At 66.3% G+C, this 15173-nt stretch carries 11 protein-coding genes and 2 tRNA genes; 5 read left to right on the top strand and 8 right to left on the bottom strand.

Annotated features, from left to right (window positions below; all coding sequences use genetic code 11):
* Positions 1 to 129: 129 nt before the first annotated feature.
* Both DFLDMN_RS04410 and DFLDMN_RS04405 read left to right on the top strand, forming a co-directional pair.
* A tRNA-Val gene (locus tag DFLDMN_RS04410) sits at positions 130 to 205 on the top strand.
* 51 nt (positions 206 to 256) lie between these two features.
* Positions 257 to 333 (top strand) — tRNA-Asp (locus DFLDMN_RS04405).
* 356 nt (positions 334 to 689) lie between these two features.
* Here the strand turns inward: DFLDMN_RS04405 and DFLDMN_RS04400 are convergent.
* Positions 690 to 2056, bottom strand: a protein-coding gene (locus DFLDMN_RS04400) for an IS3 family transposase (protein WP_423196806.1) whose coding sequence is annotated in 2 segments (ribosomal slippage) — positions 690 to 1579 and positions 1579 to 2056 — 1368 coding nt in all. Because the reading frame shifts where the segments join, the coding sequence is not laid out codon by codon here.
* 191 nt (positions 2057 to 2247) lie between these two features.
* Between DFLDMN_RS04400 and DFLDMN_RS04395 the strand changes: the two genes are divergently transcribed.
* Positions 2248 to 4185: a SurA N-terminal domain-containing protein gene (locus DFLDMN_RS04395; protein ID WP_423197281.1), complete on the top strand. Its 1938-nt coding sequence runs from the start codon at positions 2248 to 2250 to the stop codon at positions 4183 to 4185.
* Between the two features lie 138 nt (positions 4186 to 4323).
* On the opposite strand, the gene DFLDMN_RS04390 is transcribed toward DFLDMN_RS04395, so the two are convergent.
* Positions 4324 to 5022, bottom strand: coding sequence for an arylesterase (locus tag DFLDMN_RS04390; RefSeq protein WP_423197280.1), 699 nt, complete (start codon positions 5020 to 5022; stop codon positions 4324 to 4326).
* 184 nt (positions 5023 to 5206) lie between these two features.
* Here DFLDMN_RS04390 and DFLDMN_RS04385 point away from each other — a divergent pair, with 184 nt between their 5' ends.
* Positions 5207 to 5905, top strand: coding sequence for an ABC transporter ATP-binding protein (locus tag DFLDMN_RS04385; protein ID WP_423197279.1), 699 nt, complete (start codon positions 5207 to 5209; stop codon positions 5903 to 5905).
* Between the two features lie 15 nt (positions 5906 to 5920).
* Here the strand turns inward: DFLDMN_RS04385 and pgi are convergent, their stop codons facing one another.
* From pgi to DFLDMN_RS04355, 6 genes are all read right to left on the bottom strand, one after another.
* Complete coding sequence (gene pgi, locus DFLDMN_RS04380; protein ID WP_423197278.1) at positions 5921 to 7549, bottom strand: glucose-6-phosphate isomerase; 1629 nt, start codon at positions 7547 to 7549, stop codon at positions 5921 to 5923.
* A gap of 306 nt (positions 7550 to 7855) precedes the next feature.
* Positions 7856 to 9544, bottom strand: coding sequence for an NAD(P)H-hydrate dehydratase (locus DFLDMN_RS04375; RefSeq protein WP_423198310.1), 1689 nt, complete (start codon positions 9542 to 9544; stop codon positions 7856 to 7858).
* Between the two features lie 144 nt (positions 9545 to 9688).
* Positions 9689 to 10978: a D-amino acid dehydrogenase gene (locus DFLDMN_RS04370; RefSeq protein ID WP_423197277.1), complete on the bottom strand. Its 1290-nt coding sequence runs from the start codon at positions 10976 to 10978 to the stop codon at positions 9689 to 9691.
* An 82-nt stretch (positions 10979 to 11060) separates the two neighbouring features.
* Positions 11061 to 12371, bottom strand: a complete 1311-nt coding sequence (locus tag DFLDMN_RS04365) for a TRAP transporter large permease (protein ID WP_423197276.1) — start codon at positions 12369 to 12371, stop codon at positions 11061 to 11063.
* Positions 12371 to 12922 (bottom strand): TRAP transporter small permease subunit, encoded by a 552-nt coding sequence (locus DFLDMN_RS04360; protein WP_423197275.1) that lies wholly within the window; start codon positions 12920 to 12922, stop codon positions 12371 to 12373. Before DFLDMN_RS04360 ends, DFLDMN_RS04365 begins: the two co-directional genes overlap by 1 nt.
* 190 nt (positions 12923 to 13112) lie before the next feature.
* Positions 13113 to 14096: a TRAP transporter substrate-binding protein gene (locus DFLDMN_RS04355; RefSeq protein WP_423197274.1), complete on the bottom strand. Its 984-nt coding sequence runs from the start codon at positions 14094 to 14096 to the stop codon at positions 13113 to 13115.
* Positions 14097 to 14466: 370 nt separating this feature from the next.
* On the opposite strand from DFLDMN_RS04355, the gene DFLDMN_RS04350 reads away from it, so the two are divergent.
* Entirely contained in the window at positions 14467 to 15048 is a 582-nt protein-coding gene (locus DFLDMN_RS04350) for a winged helix DNA-binding protein (RefSeq protein WP_423197273.1), read from the top strand.
* Positions 15049 to 15173: the final 125 nt, after the last annotated feature.

Genomic DNA, 15173 nt, shown 5'->3' with positions numbered 1-15173 from the left:
AAACCTGGATTACAATCGCGGCCTCGCAACGCAAACAGCGGCAATCAAGCAGTACCTGCCGAGCCGTGCGAAGCGAGATTACCGAGTGGATGTTGTCGACAATGACAATGACATCTGCGATGGTCGAGCGGGTGCTTAGCTCAGCTGGTAGAGCGGCGCCCTTACAAGGCGTAGGTCGGGGGTTCGAACCCCTCAGCACCCACCACTGCTCTCCATCGACGCAGGTCGCATTTTCATCCACGCAGGGACCGACACAGGAGTGGTAGTTCAGTCGGTTAGAATACCGGCCTGTCACGCCGGGGGTCGCGGGTTCGAGTCCCGTCCACTCCGCCAGTAGCAAGAAACGCCCGCGAATGCGGGCGTTTTTCATTTGTGCGGAGTGGAGGGAGCCGCCTGCGCGGCTCCCGGCGGGGCGAGAAGGGCCGCGCCTACCGGCGCGGCAGCGGCCTGCGAAACGTAGGCGAGTCCCGTCCACTCCGCCAGTAGCAAGAAACGCCCGCGAATGCGGGCGTTTTTCATTTGTGCGGAGTGGAGGGAGCCGCCTGCGCGGCTCCCGGCGGGACGAGAAGGGCCGCGCCTACCGGCGCGGCAGCGGCCTGCGAAACGCAGGCGAGTCCCGTCCACTCCGCCAGTAGCAAGAAACGCCCGCGAATTGAACTGAACCCCAGAAGTTGGACGGTTCAAGAAGACTAGGCTTGCAAGGGCTGGGTCCTGTACTGCACGGGACTCAGCCCTTTTAGCTTCAGTCGGATACGTTCGTTGTTGTAGTAGTGGATGTATTGTCGGATCCCACTTTGCAACTGCTTCACGCTGTCGAACTCGTTCAGGTAGAAGAACTCCGACTTGAGCGTTCCGAAGAAGCTTTCCATCGCGGCATTGTCGAGGCAATTTCCCTTACGGGACATACTCTGACGGACCTTTTTGCCCAGGAGCCGTCGATAGGCGGGCATCCGATATTGCCAGCCCTGATCCGAATGCAACAATGGCCGCTCACTACGCTTGAGGCGTGAGATCGCTTTCTTCAGCATGCCGCTGACCAGATCGAACGTGGGCCGTGTGGAACTCTGCCACGCGACGATCTCGCCGTTGTACAGATCCATGACCGGCGACAGGTACAACTTCTGCCCCTTCACGTTGAACTCGGTTACGTCCGTTACCCATTTCTCGTTAGGCCGTTGTGCGGCGAACTGTCGGTTGAGCAGGTTCGGAGCTGCCAGTCCGAGCCCTCCCCGGTAAGAGCGGTATTTCTTCGGTCGTACCAGCGACTTCAGGCCCAACTGCAGCATCAGGCGCCGGACCAACTTGTGATTGACTACCTCGCCGTCCTGCCGAATTGCCGCAGTAATGCGCCGATAGCCATATCGGCCTCGATGGCGCTCATAGATCGCTCGAATGCGCTGCTTGAGTTCAGCGTAACGGTCTCCTGCCAGCAGGGCCTTCTGCTGATAGTAGAAGGTGCTGCGCGCCAGTCCTGCCACCGCCAGCAGAACGGCCAATGGATGATGCTGCCTCAATTCGAGTACTACTTGCGCTTTGCGCGCGGCGCCTGACGCTGCTCCGCTCGAATCAAGGCATCGAGTTTTTTTAGGTACGCCACCTCCGCGCGCAGGTATTCGTTCTCCTTGAGCAACTGCTCACGGGTACGCTGGTCCTGTTCGGATTCCGGCGCAATGGGTTCGGGTGGTGATGAGTTCGGCATCTTCCGGGGACGTCCCTTGGGACGAGGCAATAGTGCAGGCAGACCACCCTCATGATACTGGCGCTCCCAACGGCTGATGGCACCCGGATCACGAATCCCCCAGATCGCTCGCGCCTCAGATTGCGACAGGTTGTCCCGCTGGATGCCTTCAAGCACCGCCAGCTTGAATTCCGCGCTGTACTTGCTGTGCCCCTTGCGTCGTAACCCGCGTCGACCGTGAAGCTCATGCAGCGCAACCCACTCGCGGGCCAGCGTACGGCCCACCCCATACTCCCGCGCTAGCTCCCTAAAGCCTATACCTCCGGCCAGATATCGCTTTACTACTCTGAGCTTCAATTGCTCGTCGTGCTTCGCCATGAAAAACACCCCAAGGGTTGGATCAGTGTCCAACTCTTGGGGTGCAGTTCAAATGCGGGCGTTTTTCATTTCCGAGCCGATCTTGGCATCGCACTCCTCGAGTCGTCCCCCCGATTCTGACAAGAATCCGTGCGCGGTCCTGCTAGAATCGCGAAGTTTGACCTTCGTGCCAACCCCTTACCCGAATCAGCATGCTTGATTTCGTACGCAACAACCGGCGCCTGATGCTTCTGCTGCTGCTGGTGCTCGTCTTCCCGTCGTTCGTGTTCTTCGGCGTCGAAAGCTATTCGCGCTTCATGGACAGCTCGCACGACGCCGCCAAGGTCGATGGCCGTGCCATCTCGGTCCAGGAAGTCGATAACGTGGTACGCGACCAGACCGAACGCATGCGTCAGATCCTCGGCGCCAGCTACGATCCGCGCCAGTTCGAGGGCCCGGCCGCACGCCAGGCGGTGCTCGACCAGCTGATTCTGCAGCGCGTGGTATCGGCCGAAGTCGCACGTGAGCACCTCACGGTGTCCGATGCGGAAGTGGCCGCCGCCATCCAGAGCATTCCCGCCATCGCGCAGCTCAAGGCCGCCGACGGCAAGTTCGACGAGAAGGCCTACGTGCAACTGCTGGCCGCCCAGGGCATGACCCCGGACCAGCTCGATGCGCGCATCCGCTTCGACCTCGCGACCCAGCAGCTCAGCAATGCGGTGGCTGCCACGGGCTTCATGCCCAAGTCGCTGCTCGACCGGCTGCTCGCCGTGCGCGACCAGGAGCGCGAAGTGCAGGCGCTGGTGATCAAGCCGGCAGACTTCACCGCCAAGGTCACGCCCGACGCCGCCGCCCTCAAGGCGTACTACGACGCGCATACCGCGGCCTATACGGTGCCCGAGCAGGCCAAGGTGGAATACGTGGTGCTGTCCGGCGATGCGCTGGCCGCCTCGCAGACGGTCACGCCCGAGCAGCTCAAGTCCTACTACGACAGCAACCTCGCGCGCTTCAAGACCGAGGAGCAGCGTCGTGCCAGCCATATCCTGATTGCCGCCGCCAAGGACGCACCGGCCGCACAACGTGCCGCGGCCAAGGAGAAGGCGACCAGGCTGCTGGAAGAACTGCGCAAGCATCCGGAGACGTTTGCGGCAGTGGCCAGGAAGGAGTCGCAGGATCCGGGCTCGGCAGAGAAGGGTGGCGACCTCGGCTTCATGGGCCGTGGTGCGCTGGTCAAGCCGTTCGAGGACGCCATGTACGCGCTCAAGCCGGGTCAGATCAGCGACGTGGTGGAAACCGACTACGGCTATCACATCATCAAGCTCGACGAGATCAAGCCTGCGGCCACGCAGCCGCTGGAAGCGGTCAAGGCCGAGCTCGAAAACGAACTGCGCAAGCAGCTCGCCGCCAAGCAGTATGCGGAACAGGCCGATGCCTTCGGCAACATGGTGTACGAGCAGGCCGACAGCCTCAAGCCGGCGGCCGACAAGTTCCACCTGACCATCCAGACCGCCGACAACGTGACGCGCGCGCCGAACCCGGCGCTGGGCGCACAGAACCCGCTCAACAACGAGAAGGTGCTGAAGGCCCTGTTCAGCGACGATGCGATCAAGAACAAGCGTAATACCGAGGCTGTGCAGGTCGGCCCCAACACGCTGGTGTCGGCGCGGATCGTCGATTACCGTCCGTCGTCGGTGCGCAAGTTCGAGGAGGTGGAAGCACAGGTGCGCCAGGCCTATATCGCCCAGCAGGCTGCCGAACTGGCGCGCAAGGACGGCGAGGCCAGGCTCGAAGCGCTGAAGAAGGATCCGGGTACGGCGGGCTTTGGTCCGTCGATCGCGGTGTCCCGCACGCGCGGCGACGGTGTGCCGCCGAAGGCCGCCGAGGCCGTGATGCGCGCGGACACGCTCAAGCTGCCCGCGTTCGTCGGCGTCGATCTCGGCCATGACGGCTATGCGATCTATCGCATCAACAAGGTCAGCACGCCGGCGCAACCCAAGCCGGAACAGCGCCAGGCGGAAGCACAGCAACTCGCGCAACTGGTGGGGCAGGCCGACCTGAATGCGTACTACGAAAGCCTCAAGGCGCGCGCGAAGGTGAAGATCCTGCGTCCGATCACCGCAGCGGATGCGGGCCAGGACCACGCGCAGTAATCCGGGCAGGTCTGGAACGAGAAACGGGGTGGCTCAGGCCACCCCGTTTGTTTAGAGCTGTTTCTATTTAGAGCCGTTTCTGTTTTGAGCGGTCTTGTTTTGAGCCGTGTTGGTTTTGAGCGGCTCGACCCGATCCCTTCAATCGCCGCCGCGCTTGCCCGCTTTGAGCAGCGGTTTCAACTGCGGCCACACGTTGTCCAGCAATGTCGCCTGCGCTGCCGCCGTCGGGTGGATACGGTCATCCTGGAACCAGTCCGGATGCGTGATCACCTTGTCCAGGAAGAACGGCACCAGCGCGGTACGGTACTCCCTGGCCACCTTGGCGAACAGCGCAAAGAAGCGCTCGGTGTAGTCGGGTCCGTAGTTGGGCGGGATCCGCATGCCCACCAGCACCACGCTGGCCCCGGCCTTCTGCGCGGTGGTCACCAGGTTGCGCAGGTTGGCCTCGGTGTTCTGCAGCGACAGGCCGCGCAGGGCGTCGTTGCTGCCCAGTTCCACGATGACGACGGCAGGCTTGTGGCGCGCCAGCAGGTCGGGCAGGCGGGTCTTGCCGCCGACCGTGGTTTCGCCGCTGATGCTTGCATTGACGACGCTATAATCGAGCCGCTCCGCGCGCAGGCGTTGCTGCAGCAGGCTGACCCAGCCGCTGCCGCGCGCGATGCCATATTCGGCCGAGAGGCTGTCGCCGAGCACGAGCACCGCGGGGGCGGCCGTGGCTGGCGTTCGGCTGGCAGCGGGCGCGGTGGTGGTGGCAGCGGCTGCCGTGCCCGCCGCTGCCGTGCCCGCCGCGCTTGCGGTGGCCGCCGGCGCTGCCGATGCCGGGCCGGCAAGGGCCACGCACACTGCTGCCGGGGCGAGCAAACTTGCGCGCCAATGTGTGGTCCAATGCGACAATCCACGCAGGTGCTGGTGCGGCTCCCATTGCGATGTCAGTTGCGACGTCCGCTGCGACACCCGCTGCGACGTCCGCTGCGACACCCGCCGCGGTCCCCAGTGCTTCTCCATTTCACCACTCTTGCCCATGTCTTCTTCCATTCTCGCTGTCGAGTCACTCGGAAAGACCGTAGCCGACGCAACGGGTTCGCTGACGATTTTGCACGACGTCTCGTTTTCCGTCACGCCGGGCGAGACGCTGGCCATTGTCGGCGCCTCCGGCTCGGGCAAGTCAACGCTGCTCGGGCTGCTGGCCGGCCTGGATCTGCCCAGCAGCGGGGCGGTCAAGCTCCACGGGCAAGACCTGTTCACGCTCGATGAAGACCAGCGCGCGGCCTTGCGCGGGCGTCATGTCGGGTTCGTGTTCCAGTCGTTCCAGCTCGTCGGTCACCTGACCGCGCTCGAGAACGTGATGCTGCCGCTGGAATTGCGCGGTGAGACCGCGCGTGTGCGCGAGCGTGCGGTGGAAATGCTCGAGCGCGTCGGTCTCGGCGCGCGGCTGTCCCATTATCCGCGCACGCTGTCCGGCGGCGAGCAGCAGCGGGTGGCGCTGGCGCGGGCCTTTGTGACGCGGCCGGACATCCTGTTTGCCGACGAGCCGACCGGCAGCCTTGACACCGCCACCGGCGAGGCCGTGATCGCGCTGATGTTCGAGCTCAATCGCGACGCCGGATCCACGCTGGTGCTGGTGACGCATGACCGCTCGGTGGCCGCGCGCTGCGGCCGCATCCTGACCATCGAGGCTGGCCGCGTGGCCAGCGATCAACTGATCGGCACGGAGGTCTGAGAGGCCCGCCGGCGCCTAGCGGGACAGCACGCCGCGCGCCCGTTCGATCAGCGTGCGGGTGGAAGCATCGTGCGTGGACGTGGCGGCATCGCCCTTGAGCTCCGCCTCGATCGGCCGCGCCAGGATCTTGCCAAGCTCCACGCCCCACTGATCGAACGAGTTGATCTTCCAGATCACGCCCTGCACGAACGTGCGGTGCTCGTAGAGTGCTATCAGCGCACCGAGCACATGCGGCGTGAGGTCTTCCATCAGCAGCGTATTGCTCGGGCGATTGCCCTGGAACACCATATGCGGCACGCGCGCGGGATCGGTGACGCCGGCCGCGCGCAGTTCCTCGACACTGCGGCCACGCATCAGTGCCTCGCCCTGGGCAAAGCAGTTGGCCAGCAACTTGGCATGGTGGCCGGTCAGCTTGCGCGGCGGCACCAGCGGCGCGACAAAGTCGACCGGCACGATCTGCGAGCCCTGGTGGATCATCTGAAAATACGCGTGCTGGCCGTTGGTGCCGGCCGTGCCCCACACCACCGGCGAGGTATCGGCGCGCACCGGCCGGCCGTCGAGCTGCACCGACTTGCCGTTGCTTTCCATCTCCAGTTGTTGCAGGAACGCGGGGAACAACTCGAGCGACGTCGAGTATGGCGCCATGCAGCTGGTCGGCATGTTGAAGAAGTTGCGGTACCAGATGCCGAGCATCGCCATCACCACCGGCATGTTGCGCGCGAGCGGGGCGGTGCGGAAGTGCTCGTCCATGGCGCGGCCGCCGCGCAGCAGGTCCTCGAAGGCGTCGTAGCCGACCGCCAGCGCGATCGAAAGGCCGACCGACGACCACAGCGAGAAGCGGCCGCCGATCCAGTCCCAGAACTCGAACATGTTGGCCGGGTCGATGCCGAATTCGCGCACGGCCTCGGTATTGGTCGACACTGCCACGAAATGGCGAGCGAGGTGCTGCTCGGAGACGCCCTGACGCAGGAACCATTCGCGCATGCTGCATGCGTTGGCCATGGTTTCCAGCGTGGTGAAGGTCTTGGAGCAGACGATCACGAGCGTGCGGGCCGGGTCCAGGCGCACCAGCGTTTCGGCCAGTTCGGTGCCATCGACGTTGGAGACGAAATGCATGCGCGGACCAGCGGGATCGGCCAGGTGCGCCAGCGCGCGGCATACCATGCGCGGGCCTAGGTCGGAGCCGCCGATGCCGATATTGACCACGTCGGTAATGGTCGCGCCCGTATGGCCTTTCCATGCACCGCCGCGCACGCGCTCGGCAAAGACGCGCATGCGGCGCAGCACGTCGTGGATGCCGGGCATGACGGAGACGCCATCGACGCGGAACGGGGCGTCGGGCAACGCGCGCAGTGCGACGTGCAACGCGGCGCGGTCCTCGGTGGCATTGATATGTTCGCCCGCGAACATGGCTTCGCGCCGGCGTGGGACGCCAGCTTCATCGGCCAGGCGCATCAGCAGGTCGAAGGTCTGGGGCGTGATGCGATTCTTCGAGAAATCGAGGTACAGGCCGGCCGCTTCCAGCGAAAACGCTTGGACGCGGCGGTCTGCATCGGCAGCGTCGAACCATTCGCGCATCTGCGTCTCGCGCAAGGTTTCGTGGTGCTGCAGCAGGGCATTCCAGGCGTGTAGATCTGTCGGCATGCGAACTCGAAAAAAACGTGGCGTGCGCGGGTGCGCCGGACGCGTACGACGATCCCATGGGCGTGCGCACCCGGGGACGACAAGCGTCGGCAAGGCAACCTGCGGCGCGGCAGGTGAGACGGCAAGTATATCGCCAGCCCATGACGCCAATGGCGGAAAGTCGGGCCGCATTGCATCACAGTTCGGTGCATGGCGGCACTTGAGTGCAAGCCATCACCATAGCAGGCAACCGGCGCGCGCCCTATCGGATGTTGTCCGACGCCGGCCGCGCATGCCCGTGCGGGCCACACGGGGCGCCCGCGATGCTCAGCAGGGTGCGCCGTGCAGCAACGCGTTGAAAATGCGGCGCGCGGGCACGTAGAGCTCGCTGGCCGTCACGCCGGCCGGGCCGGTGCCGGCGGCGACCAGGCAATCGGCCGCGCGCCCATGTATCCAGACCGCCGCGCAGGCCGCGTGGCGTGCCGGCATGCCTTGCGCGAGCAATGCACCGATCATGCCGGCCAGCACATCGCCGGTACCGGCGGTGGCGAGTGCCGCGTTACCGGTGGGGTTGATCGTCACGGTTTCGATGTCGTGGGCGTCGATATCCTGGCTGTCGAGATGGTGGGCGGCAGCCGGGGGGGCCGCGATCACGCTGCCCGAGCCCTTGAGCACGACCACGGCCTGCCAGCGTCGCGCCAGCGCACGTGCGGCGGCAAGACGGTCGCGCTGGACCTCGCTCACGCTGCTGCCAAGCAGGCGCGCGGCCTCCAGCGGGTGGGGCGTCAGCACGCGCGGCAGGCGGGCGGCGATCAGGCGCGTGGCCAGCGCGTCGTGCGCGGCCAGCAGGTTGAGCGCATCGGCATCGAGCACCAGTGCCGGCGGCGTGGCTGCCTGCATGCAGGCATCGAGCAAGCCCTGCAAGGTGGCCTGCGCACCGGCATCGGTCCCCATGCCGGGACCGATCACGAGCGCGGACATGGCGTCGATGGCGATGTCCGCTACGGCGTGGAGCATCAGTTCGGGGTGCACCACGTCAAGCGCGGGCGCGGTCCGGGCAAGAAAGCCGATATGGACGCGGCCGGCGCCAAGGAACAATGCCGCGCGCGAGCCGAGCAGCGGGGCACCGGTCATGCCGGTATGTCCGCCGATCACCGCCAGTGAACCGAACGTGCCTTTGTTGGCGGCGTGGCGGCGCCCTGGCAGCGCGGCGCCAAAACCGGCCGGCTGGTTGAGCCTGGCGGCGGGCAGATCCGGGGTCGGATACGGCAGGCCGAGCGGCGCGATATCGATCTCGCCGGCGCAATCGCGGCCGTCGAGCGTCAGCAGGCCTGGCTTGGCCGCGAGGAATGTCAGCGTGCGGCGTGCGCGTATCGCGGGTTGGCCGGCACCGGTATCGGCAAAGAGCCCGCTCGGGATATCGAGCGCGAAGACCGGCAGGCCGGACCGGTTCACATGCTCGATCCAGCGCGCCAACTGGCCTTCCGCGGGGCGGTTGAGGCCGATGCCAAGCAGGCCATCGACGATCGCGGCGCAACCGGCCGGCCACGGGGGCAGGGGCGCACCAGGGTCGTGCGGCATCACCAGTAGCGGCACGCCCGCGGTACGGGCCTCGGTCCAGGCGCGTGCGGCGTCGGGCGGCAGGTGGTCGGGGGTGCCGGCGAGCCAGGCTTCGACGCGGCGGCCGGCCTGGTGGAGGCGCGTGGCGGCCACCATGGCATCGCCGCCATTGTTGCCCGGACCGGCCAGGCAAAGTAGCTTGCCCGGCGGTGCATGACGGGTGATCCAGTCGGCGGCGGCGGCCCCGGCGCGCGCCATCAGCGTGAAGGGCGGCAGGCTTTGCAGGCCGGCGTGTTCGATGCCGCGAATGGTGGCCACGTCGTGCAACGGCGCCGGCTGCGGGCCGGCATCGAGCGCGAACCAGTCCGGCGTGGCCGACGCTGCTGTCGGGGGCGACGCTGCCGACGCTGCCGACGCTGCCGACGATGTGGGCGAAATCGATGAGGTGGTCGACATCGATGATGCCGGCGCACCGGCGCTGCTGCCAGGCGCGGCGGGACTGGCGGCTGCAGGGGCGCTGGCGCCGCCAGCGGTGCCGGCCGCTCCTGCGGCGCCGGCGTCGGGATCCATCGGGTTCATCGCAATCTCCGCGGGTTCAGTTCAGGCCAGCCGGTAGCGCGCCGGCGTCAACCCTTCCATGTCGATCGCCGGGCCGTCGCCATGGCCCGCACTGGCGGCCATCTGGTCCGCCGCGATTTTGCCCGATCCGCACGACATCGCCCAGCCGGTGGAGCCATGCCCCAGGTTAAGGAACAGTCCCGGCACCGAGGTTGCGCCGATCAGTGGCGGACCATCGGGCAGCATCGGCCGCGCGCCGGCCCATAGGGTCGCTTCCTGCCACGCGCCGGCCACCGGGAACCAGTCGCGCGCCACGCGGATCAGCGTGCGCAGCGCATCCGGCCGCAGATCGAGCTTGCGCGTGCCGAGTTCGGCCGTGCCGGCCACGCGCAAGCGGTTACCCATGCGCGTGATGGCAACCTTGTACGACTCGTCCATCAGCGCGCCGAGCGGCGCCTGCAGTTCGTCGCGCACCATCACCGTCGCGGAATACCCCTTGACCGGATAGAGCGGCACACGCAGCCCGAGCGGGCGCAGCAGGCCCACGCTGCCGACCCCGGCGGCAACCAGCACGCGCGCGGCGGCGAGCGTTTCGGCAGCCGCGCCGCGGCGCGCCGGCGCCAGCTCCACGGTGAGTCCGTCGGCATGCGGCGCGCGCACGCGCGCCACCGGTGCATCGAAGCGGAAGCGCACGCCGGCGGCTTCGGCATGCTGGTGCAGGCGCCGCACGAACAGCGGACAGTTGCCCGACTCGTCGTCGGGAAGATGCAGGCCGCCGGCCAGTGCGGTGTCCTCGGCCAGCCCCGGCTCGATGCGCCGGCATCCGGTCGCGTCGACCAGCGTGTGCAGGACCTTGTGTTCGCGCAGCAGCGCGAGCCCGGGCGCGGCAAGGTCGAGATCCTGCTGCGTACGGAACAACTGAAGGTAACCGCGCGACTGCTCGTATTCGAGTTCGAGTTCGGCGCGCAGTCGATGCAGGCAGTCGCGGCTGTAGAACGCGAGCCGCTGCATGCGCAGCTTGTTGGCGCGATAGCGGTCCGGCTGGCATTCGCGCAACCAGCGCGCGATCCAGCGCCACAAGGCAGGATCGAGGCTCGGCCGGAAGCGCACCGGTGCCTCGCGCGCCATCAGCATGCCGAGCACCTTGCGTGGCATGCCGGGCGCGGCCCACGGCGTGACATAGCCGGGCGCGATCACGCCGGCGTTGCCGAAGCTGCTCTCCTGGGCCGGGGCGGCGCGCCGTTCGATCACGGTCACGTCGAAGCCGGCCTGGCGCAGGTACCACGCGGAACAGACGCCGATGGCGCCGGCGCCGATGACGATCACGTGCATGATGCTGGCAAATCCTTGTCAGCGACCCCCGCCGGGATATCCGCCACCCGTCTGGCTGCCTGCGCCTGCCGTGGGCGCGCGGCTATTTGAGCTCCTTCTGCATGACCACGTCCGGCAGCCACGTCACCAGCGTGGGCCACACCGTAATCATCGCGATGGCAAGCACCATCATCATGAAGAACGGCAGTGACACCCGTGCGATGTAGTTGCTGTCCTTGCCGGTCATGCTTTGCAGCACGAAAAGGTTGAAGCCGACTGGCGGCGTCACTTCCGCGATCTCCACCAGCAACACGATGAAGATGCCGAACCATACCAGATCGAAGCCCGCCGCCTGCACCATCGGCAGCACCGTCGCCGTGGTGAGCGCGATCATCGAGATGCCGTCGAGCGCCGTCCCCAGCAGGATATAGATGATGGTGAGCACCGCGATCAGCGACCACGGCGACAGGTGCAGCGCCGCCACCCACTCGGCCAGCGCGCGCGGAATGCCGGTAAAACTCATGGTGACCGACAGGAACGAGGTGGCACCGAGCACGAACATGATCATGGCGGTCAGCCGCGTGGCCGACATCAGGCTATCCCAGAACGCCTGCCGCGTGAGCGAGCCGCCGGCCCATGCCAGTCCGAGCGACGCCACCACGCCATAGGCGGCGGCCTCGGTGGCGGTGGAGTAGCCGGTCAGCATGATCCATGTGATGAACGCGATCAGCACGATGCACGGCAACAGCTGGCGGACGGAGGCAAGGCGCGCGCGCCAGCCGAAGGTCTCGGCGGGTGGCGTCTTCTCCGGATGGAGCAGTGCCCAGACCACGATATAGCCGGAGAACAGCAGCATCAGCAGCAGGCCGGGCAGAAAACCCGCCAGGAACACGCGGATGATCGAGACATCCGCGGACACCGCATAGACCACCATCGTGATCGAGGGCGGAATCAGGATGCCCAGCGTGCCGGCGGTGGACAGCGAGCCGAGCGTGATGCGTTCGTCGTAGCCGCGCCGCGTCAGTTCGGGCAGTGCCGACTTGGCGATGGTCGCACAGGTGGCCGCCGACGAGCCCGACACCGAGCCGAAGATGCCGCAGCCGAGAATGTTCACATGCATGAGCCGGCCCGGCAGCCAGTTCAGCCATGGCGAAAGGCCGTTGAACATCTGCTCCGACAGCTTGGTGCGGAACAGGATCTCGCCCATCCACACGAACAGCGGCAGCGAGGCCAGCGTGTACGACGCGCTCGACGACCACCAGGCATTGGCGAGATTGACCAGCGCATCGTGGTCGGAGAACACCACCAGGCCAATCCAGGAGGTCACCGCGATGGCCACCGGAATCCACGCACCCACCGCGAGGAACACGATCATGACCACCAGCAGGATCAGGGCAACGAGTACGGTGCTCATCAGACCGTCTCCCCGAAATCGCCGGCGGCGAGCTTGGCTTCCTGCGCGAGCTGATAGCGCGGCTTCTGGCGCCGCACCACACGCAGCCATTCGTCGCCGACGGCGAGCAGAAAGCCCGCGCAGCCGATCACGGCAAAGCTTTGCGGGATCCACAGCGGAATCACGATCTGGCCCTGCGACACGTCATGGATCTCCCAGCTCTGCCAGGTAAAGGTGCCGAGCGCCCATACCGCATACGCGGCAAACACCAGGCAGATGGTCAGCGACAGCACTTCGAGCGACCAGCGTCGGCGCGGGCCGACGGCATCGAGCAGCATTTCCACGCGCACGATGCCGCCGTGCTGGAAGGTCTGGCCGAGAATCAGGAACGCGGAGGCGGCGCACAGCCACGCGACGATATCGTCGCCGCCCTTGAGCGCGATGGTGGTCTCGCGCGAGAGCGACATCAGGATCATCACGAGGCAGACGCCAAGAATGCAGAGGGCGCCGAGCACGGCGCAGACATCGAGCAGCCGGTCCAGCCAGCGCTTGCGGGATACGGAAACTTCCATGATGGCAACGGGCGACGTGAAAGACGTTGAAACGGCGGCACGCGGCACGGCGTCAGGCGCGGCCGCGCGGCAGACTGCAACAGATGCAACAGATGCAAAGGACGCGACGAACGCGACGAACGTGGCGGCGGGCAGGGTGGACCCGCGCGGCCGTGGCCGCCCGGGTCGCACCATGGGGCCGACCGCGCGGCTACTTGCGGTAAGCCTCGAGAATCGCCTTGCCGTCGTCGCCGGCGCTGCGCGCCCATTCGTCGACCATGGTCTGGCCGACCTTCTGCATGTCGGACTTGAGCTGGGCCGAGGGCGGCTGCACCGTCATGCCGTTCTTGGCCAGGATCTCCAGGTAGTCGCGCGTTTTCTGCTCGGACACGCGCCAGCCGCGCCGCTCGGCGTCGGATACGGCCTTGAGCAAGGCATCCTGGCTCGGCTTGTCGAGCGCGGCAAACGCCTTCTTGCTGACCACCAGCATGTTCTTGGGCAGCCAGGCATCGACCGTGTAGAAGTACTTCACGCTCTCCCACACCTTGGTATCGACCCCGGTCGCCCCGGACGACATGAACGAATTGACGGTGCCGGTGGCGAGCGCCTGGGCGAGGTCGGCCGCCTGGATGGTGACCGGCTGCGCGCCGACCAGTTCGGCGATCTTCGAGGTGGCCGGGTTGTAGGCGCGCCATTTGAGGCCCTTCATGTCGGCCGCGGCGCCAATGGTCTTGTTGGCATAAATGCCCTGCGGCGGCCATGCCACCGCATACAGCAGCTTCATGCCCTGGCGGTCGAGGATCTTCTCGGTGACGGGGCGGGAGGCCTGCCACAACTTGTATGCGTCGGTATAGCTGGTGGCCAGGAACGGCACCGCGTCGACACCGAACACCGGGTTCTCGTTGGCCAGCGTGGACATCAGGATCTCGCCCATCTGCACCTGGCCGGTCTGCACGCCGCGCTTGATCTCGTTGGCCTTGAGCAGCGAGCCATTGGGGTGGAGCTGGATCTTGAGCTTGCCGCCGGTGGCGCGCGCGACGTCGTCGGCCAGTTGCTGGAGGTTTTCCGTATGCAGGTTGCTCACCGGATAGCCCGTGGGCAGGTCCCATTTTGCATCCGCCCGTGCCGCCGTGGCCATCATCGACAAGGTGCCGAACAGGCTCGCCGCCACGACTGCCAATACCTTGACTCGCATCTCGATTTCTCCTGGTGTTGCAATGCGCGGTGTGCGCGGGTTGGACTACCGGGGCACCGCGCACCGACGGCTCGATCGATGCGCGATGGAGAAGAAACGGTCTGGACTGATGCAAGGGCCGTGCCCATCAGGCCCTCGAGATGGTGTTCATGCTCATAATTTGCCAATAAACTGTCAAGCCATTATTGCGACGCGGCGCTCCGGGCTTTCACCTATCGCCAGGGTGACGACCCGCGGCCGACCCGCGGCCGACCCGCAGCCGACCCGCAGCCGACCTGCCGCTGGCGCTGCCTATGATGCTGCTGGTGACCTCGTTGACACGCCGCCGAGCCCCGCGACCCGCTGCCCTTGTTAACCGGAGACCTGATTCATGCCACGCAAGCCCGCCCCGGGCAACGCCGCCGGCGCCGATGCGCCGCTCCTTCCCGCCACGCCGCTGTCGCGCGCGGCGGGCGTCAATATCGTGTCGTCGTCGCACCTGGTTTCGGTGCGCAGCCCGGAACTGTCGGAATTCGAGTTCGGGCTCAATACGGCCTACAACGCCTACAGCCGCTGGGTGGTGCGCTGCATGGGCGCGGCCGGGGTGCGCGACCTGACCTTCCTCGACGTGCTGGTGCTGCACCACGTCAATCACCGCGGCCGCGCCAAGCGGCTGGCCGATATCTGCTTTGTGCTCAACGTCGAAGACACCCACCTGGTGACCTATGCGCTCAAGAAGCTGACCGGGCTGGGGCTGGTGGCGGGGGAGCGGGTGGGCAAGGAGGCCACCTACGCCACCACGCCGGCCGGCGCCGAAGCGTGTGCGCGGTACCGTGAGATCCGCGAGCAATGCCTGACCAGCAATTTCACCGAAGGCAGCGAGGAAAATCTCGAAATCGGCGAACTGGCGCGCCTGCTGCGGGTATTGACGGGGCTGTACGAGCAGGCAGCGCGCTCGGCGACATCGCTCTAGACTGAAAGTGGCGCCGGGACCACAGTCCGAAGCGGGCAGCGGCGTCCCAATCGATCCCATTGCGCAATGCAAAAAGGCGGCGCCGGCAAGGTACAATAGCGGTTTTCGCCAGCCGGCATCCCAAA

Origin of the sequence: Cupriavidus sp. H19C3 (assembly GCF_049393815.1) — a bacterium.
Taxonomy (GTDB): Bacteria; Pseudomonadota; Gammaproteobacteria; order Burkholderiales; family Burkholderiaceae; genus Cupriavidus.
This window is presented reverse-complemented; position numbering and strand designations above follow the sequence as displayed.

Excerpts from the sequence above, each read along its gene's own strand:
- DFLDMN_RS04395 (WP_423197281.1), top strand. The coding sequence starts at position 2,248 with ATGCTTGATTTCGTACGCAACAACCGGCGCCTGATGCTTCTGCTGCTG.
- DFLDMN_RS04385 (WP_423197279.1), top strand. The coding sequence starts at position 5,207 with ATGTCTTCTTCCATTCTCGCTGTCGAGTCACTCGGAAAGACCGTAGCC.
- pgi (WP_423197278.1), bottom strand. The coding sequence starts at position 7,549 with ATGCCGACAGATCTACACGCCTGGAATGCCCTGCTGCAGCACCACGAA.
- DFLDMN_RS04375 (WP_423198310.1), bottom strand. The coding sequence starts at position 9,544 with ATGTCGACCACCTCATCGATTTCGCCCACATCGTCGGCAGCGTCGGCA.
- DFLDMN_RS04370 (WP_423197277.1), bottom strand. The coding sequence starts at position 10,978 with ATGCACGTGATCGTCATCGGCGCCGGCGCCATCGGCGTCTGTTCCGCG.
- DFLDMN_RS04365 (WP_423197276.1), bottom strand. The coding sequence starts at position 12,371 with ATGAGCACCGTACTCGTTGCCCTGATCCTGCTGGTGGTCATGATCGTG.
- DFLDMN_RS04360 (WP_423197275.1), bottom strand. The coding sequence starts at position 12,922 with ATGGAAGTTTCCGTATCCCGCAAGCGCTGGCTGGACCGGCTGCTCGAT.
- DFLDMN_RS04355 (WP_423197274.1), bottom strand. The coding sequence starts at position 14,096 with ATGCGAGTCAAGGTATTGGCAGTCGTGGCGGCGAGCCTGTTCGGCACC.
- DFLDMN_RS04350 (WP_423197273.1), top strand. The coding sequence starts at position 14,467 with ATGCCACGCAAGCCCGCCCCGGGCAACGCCGCCGGCGCCGATGCGCCG.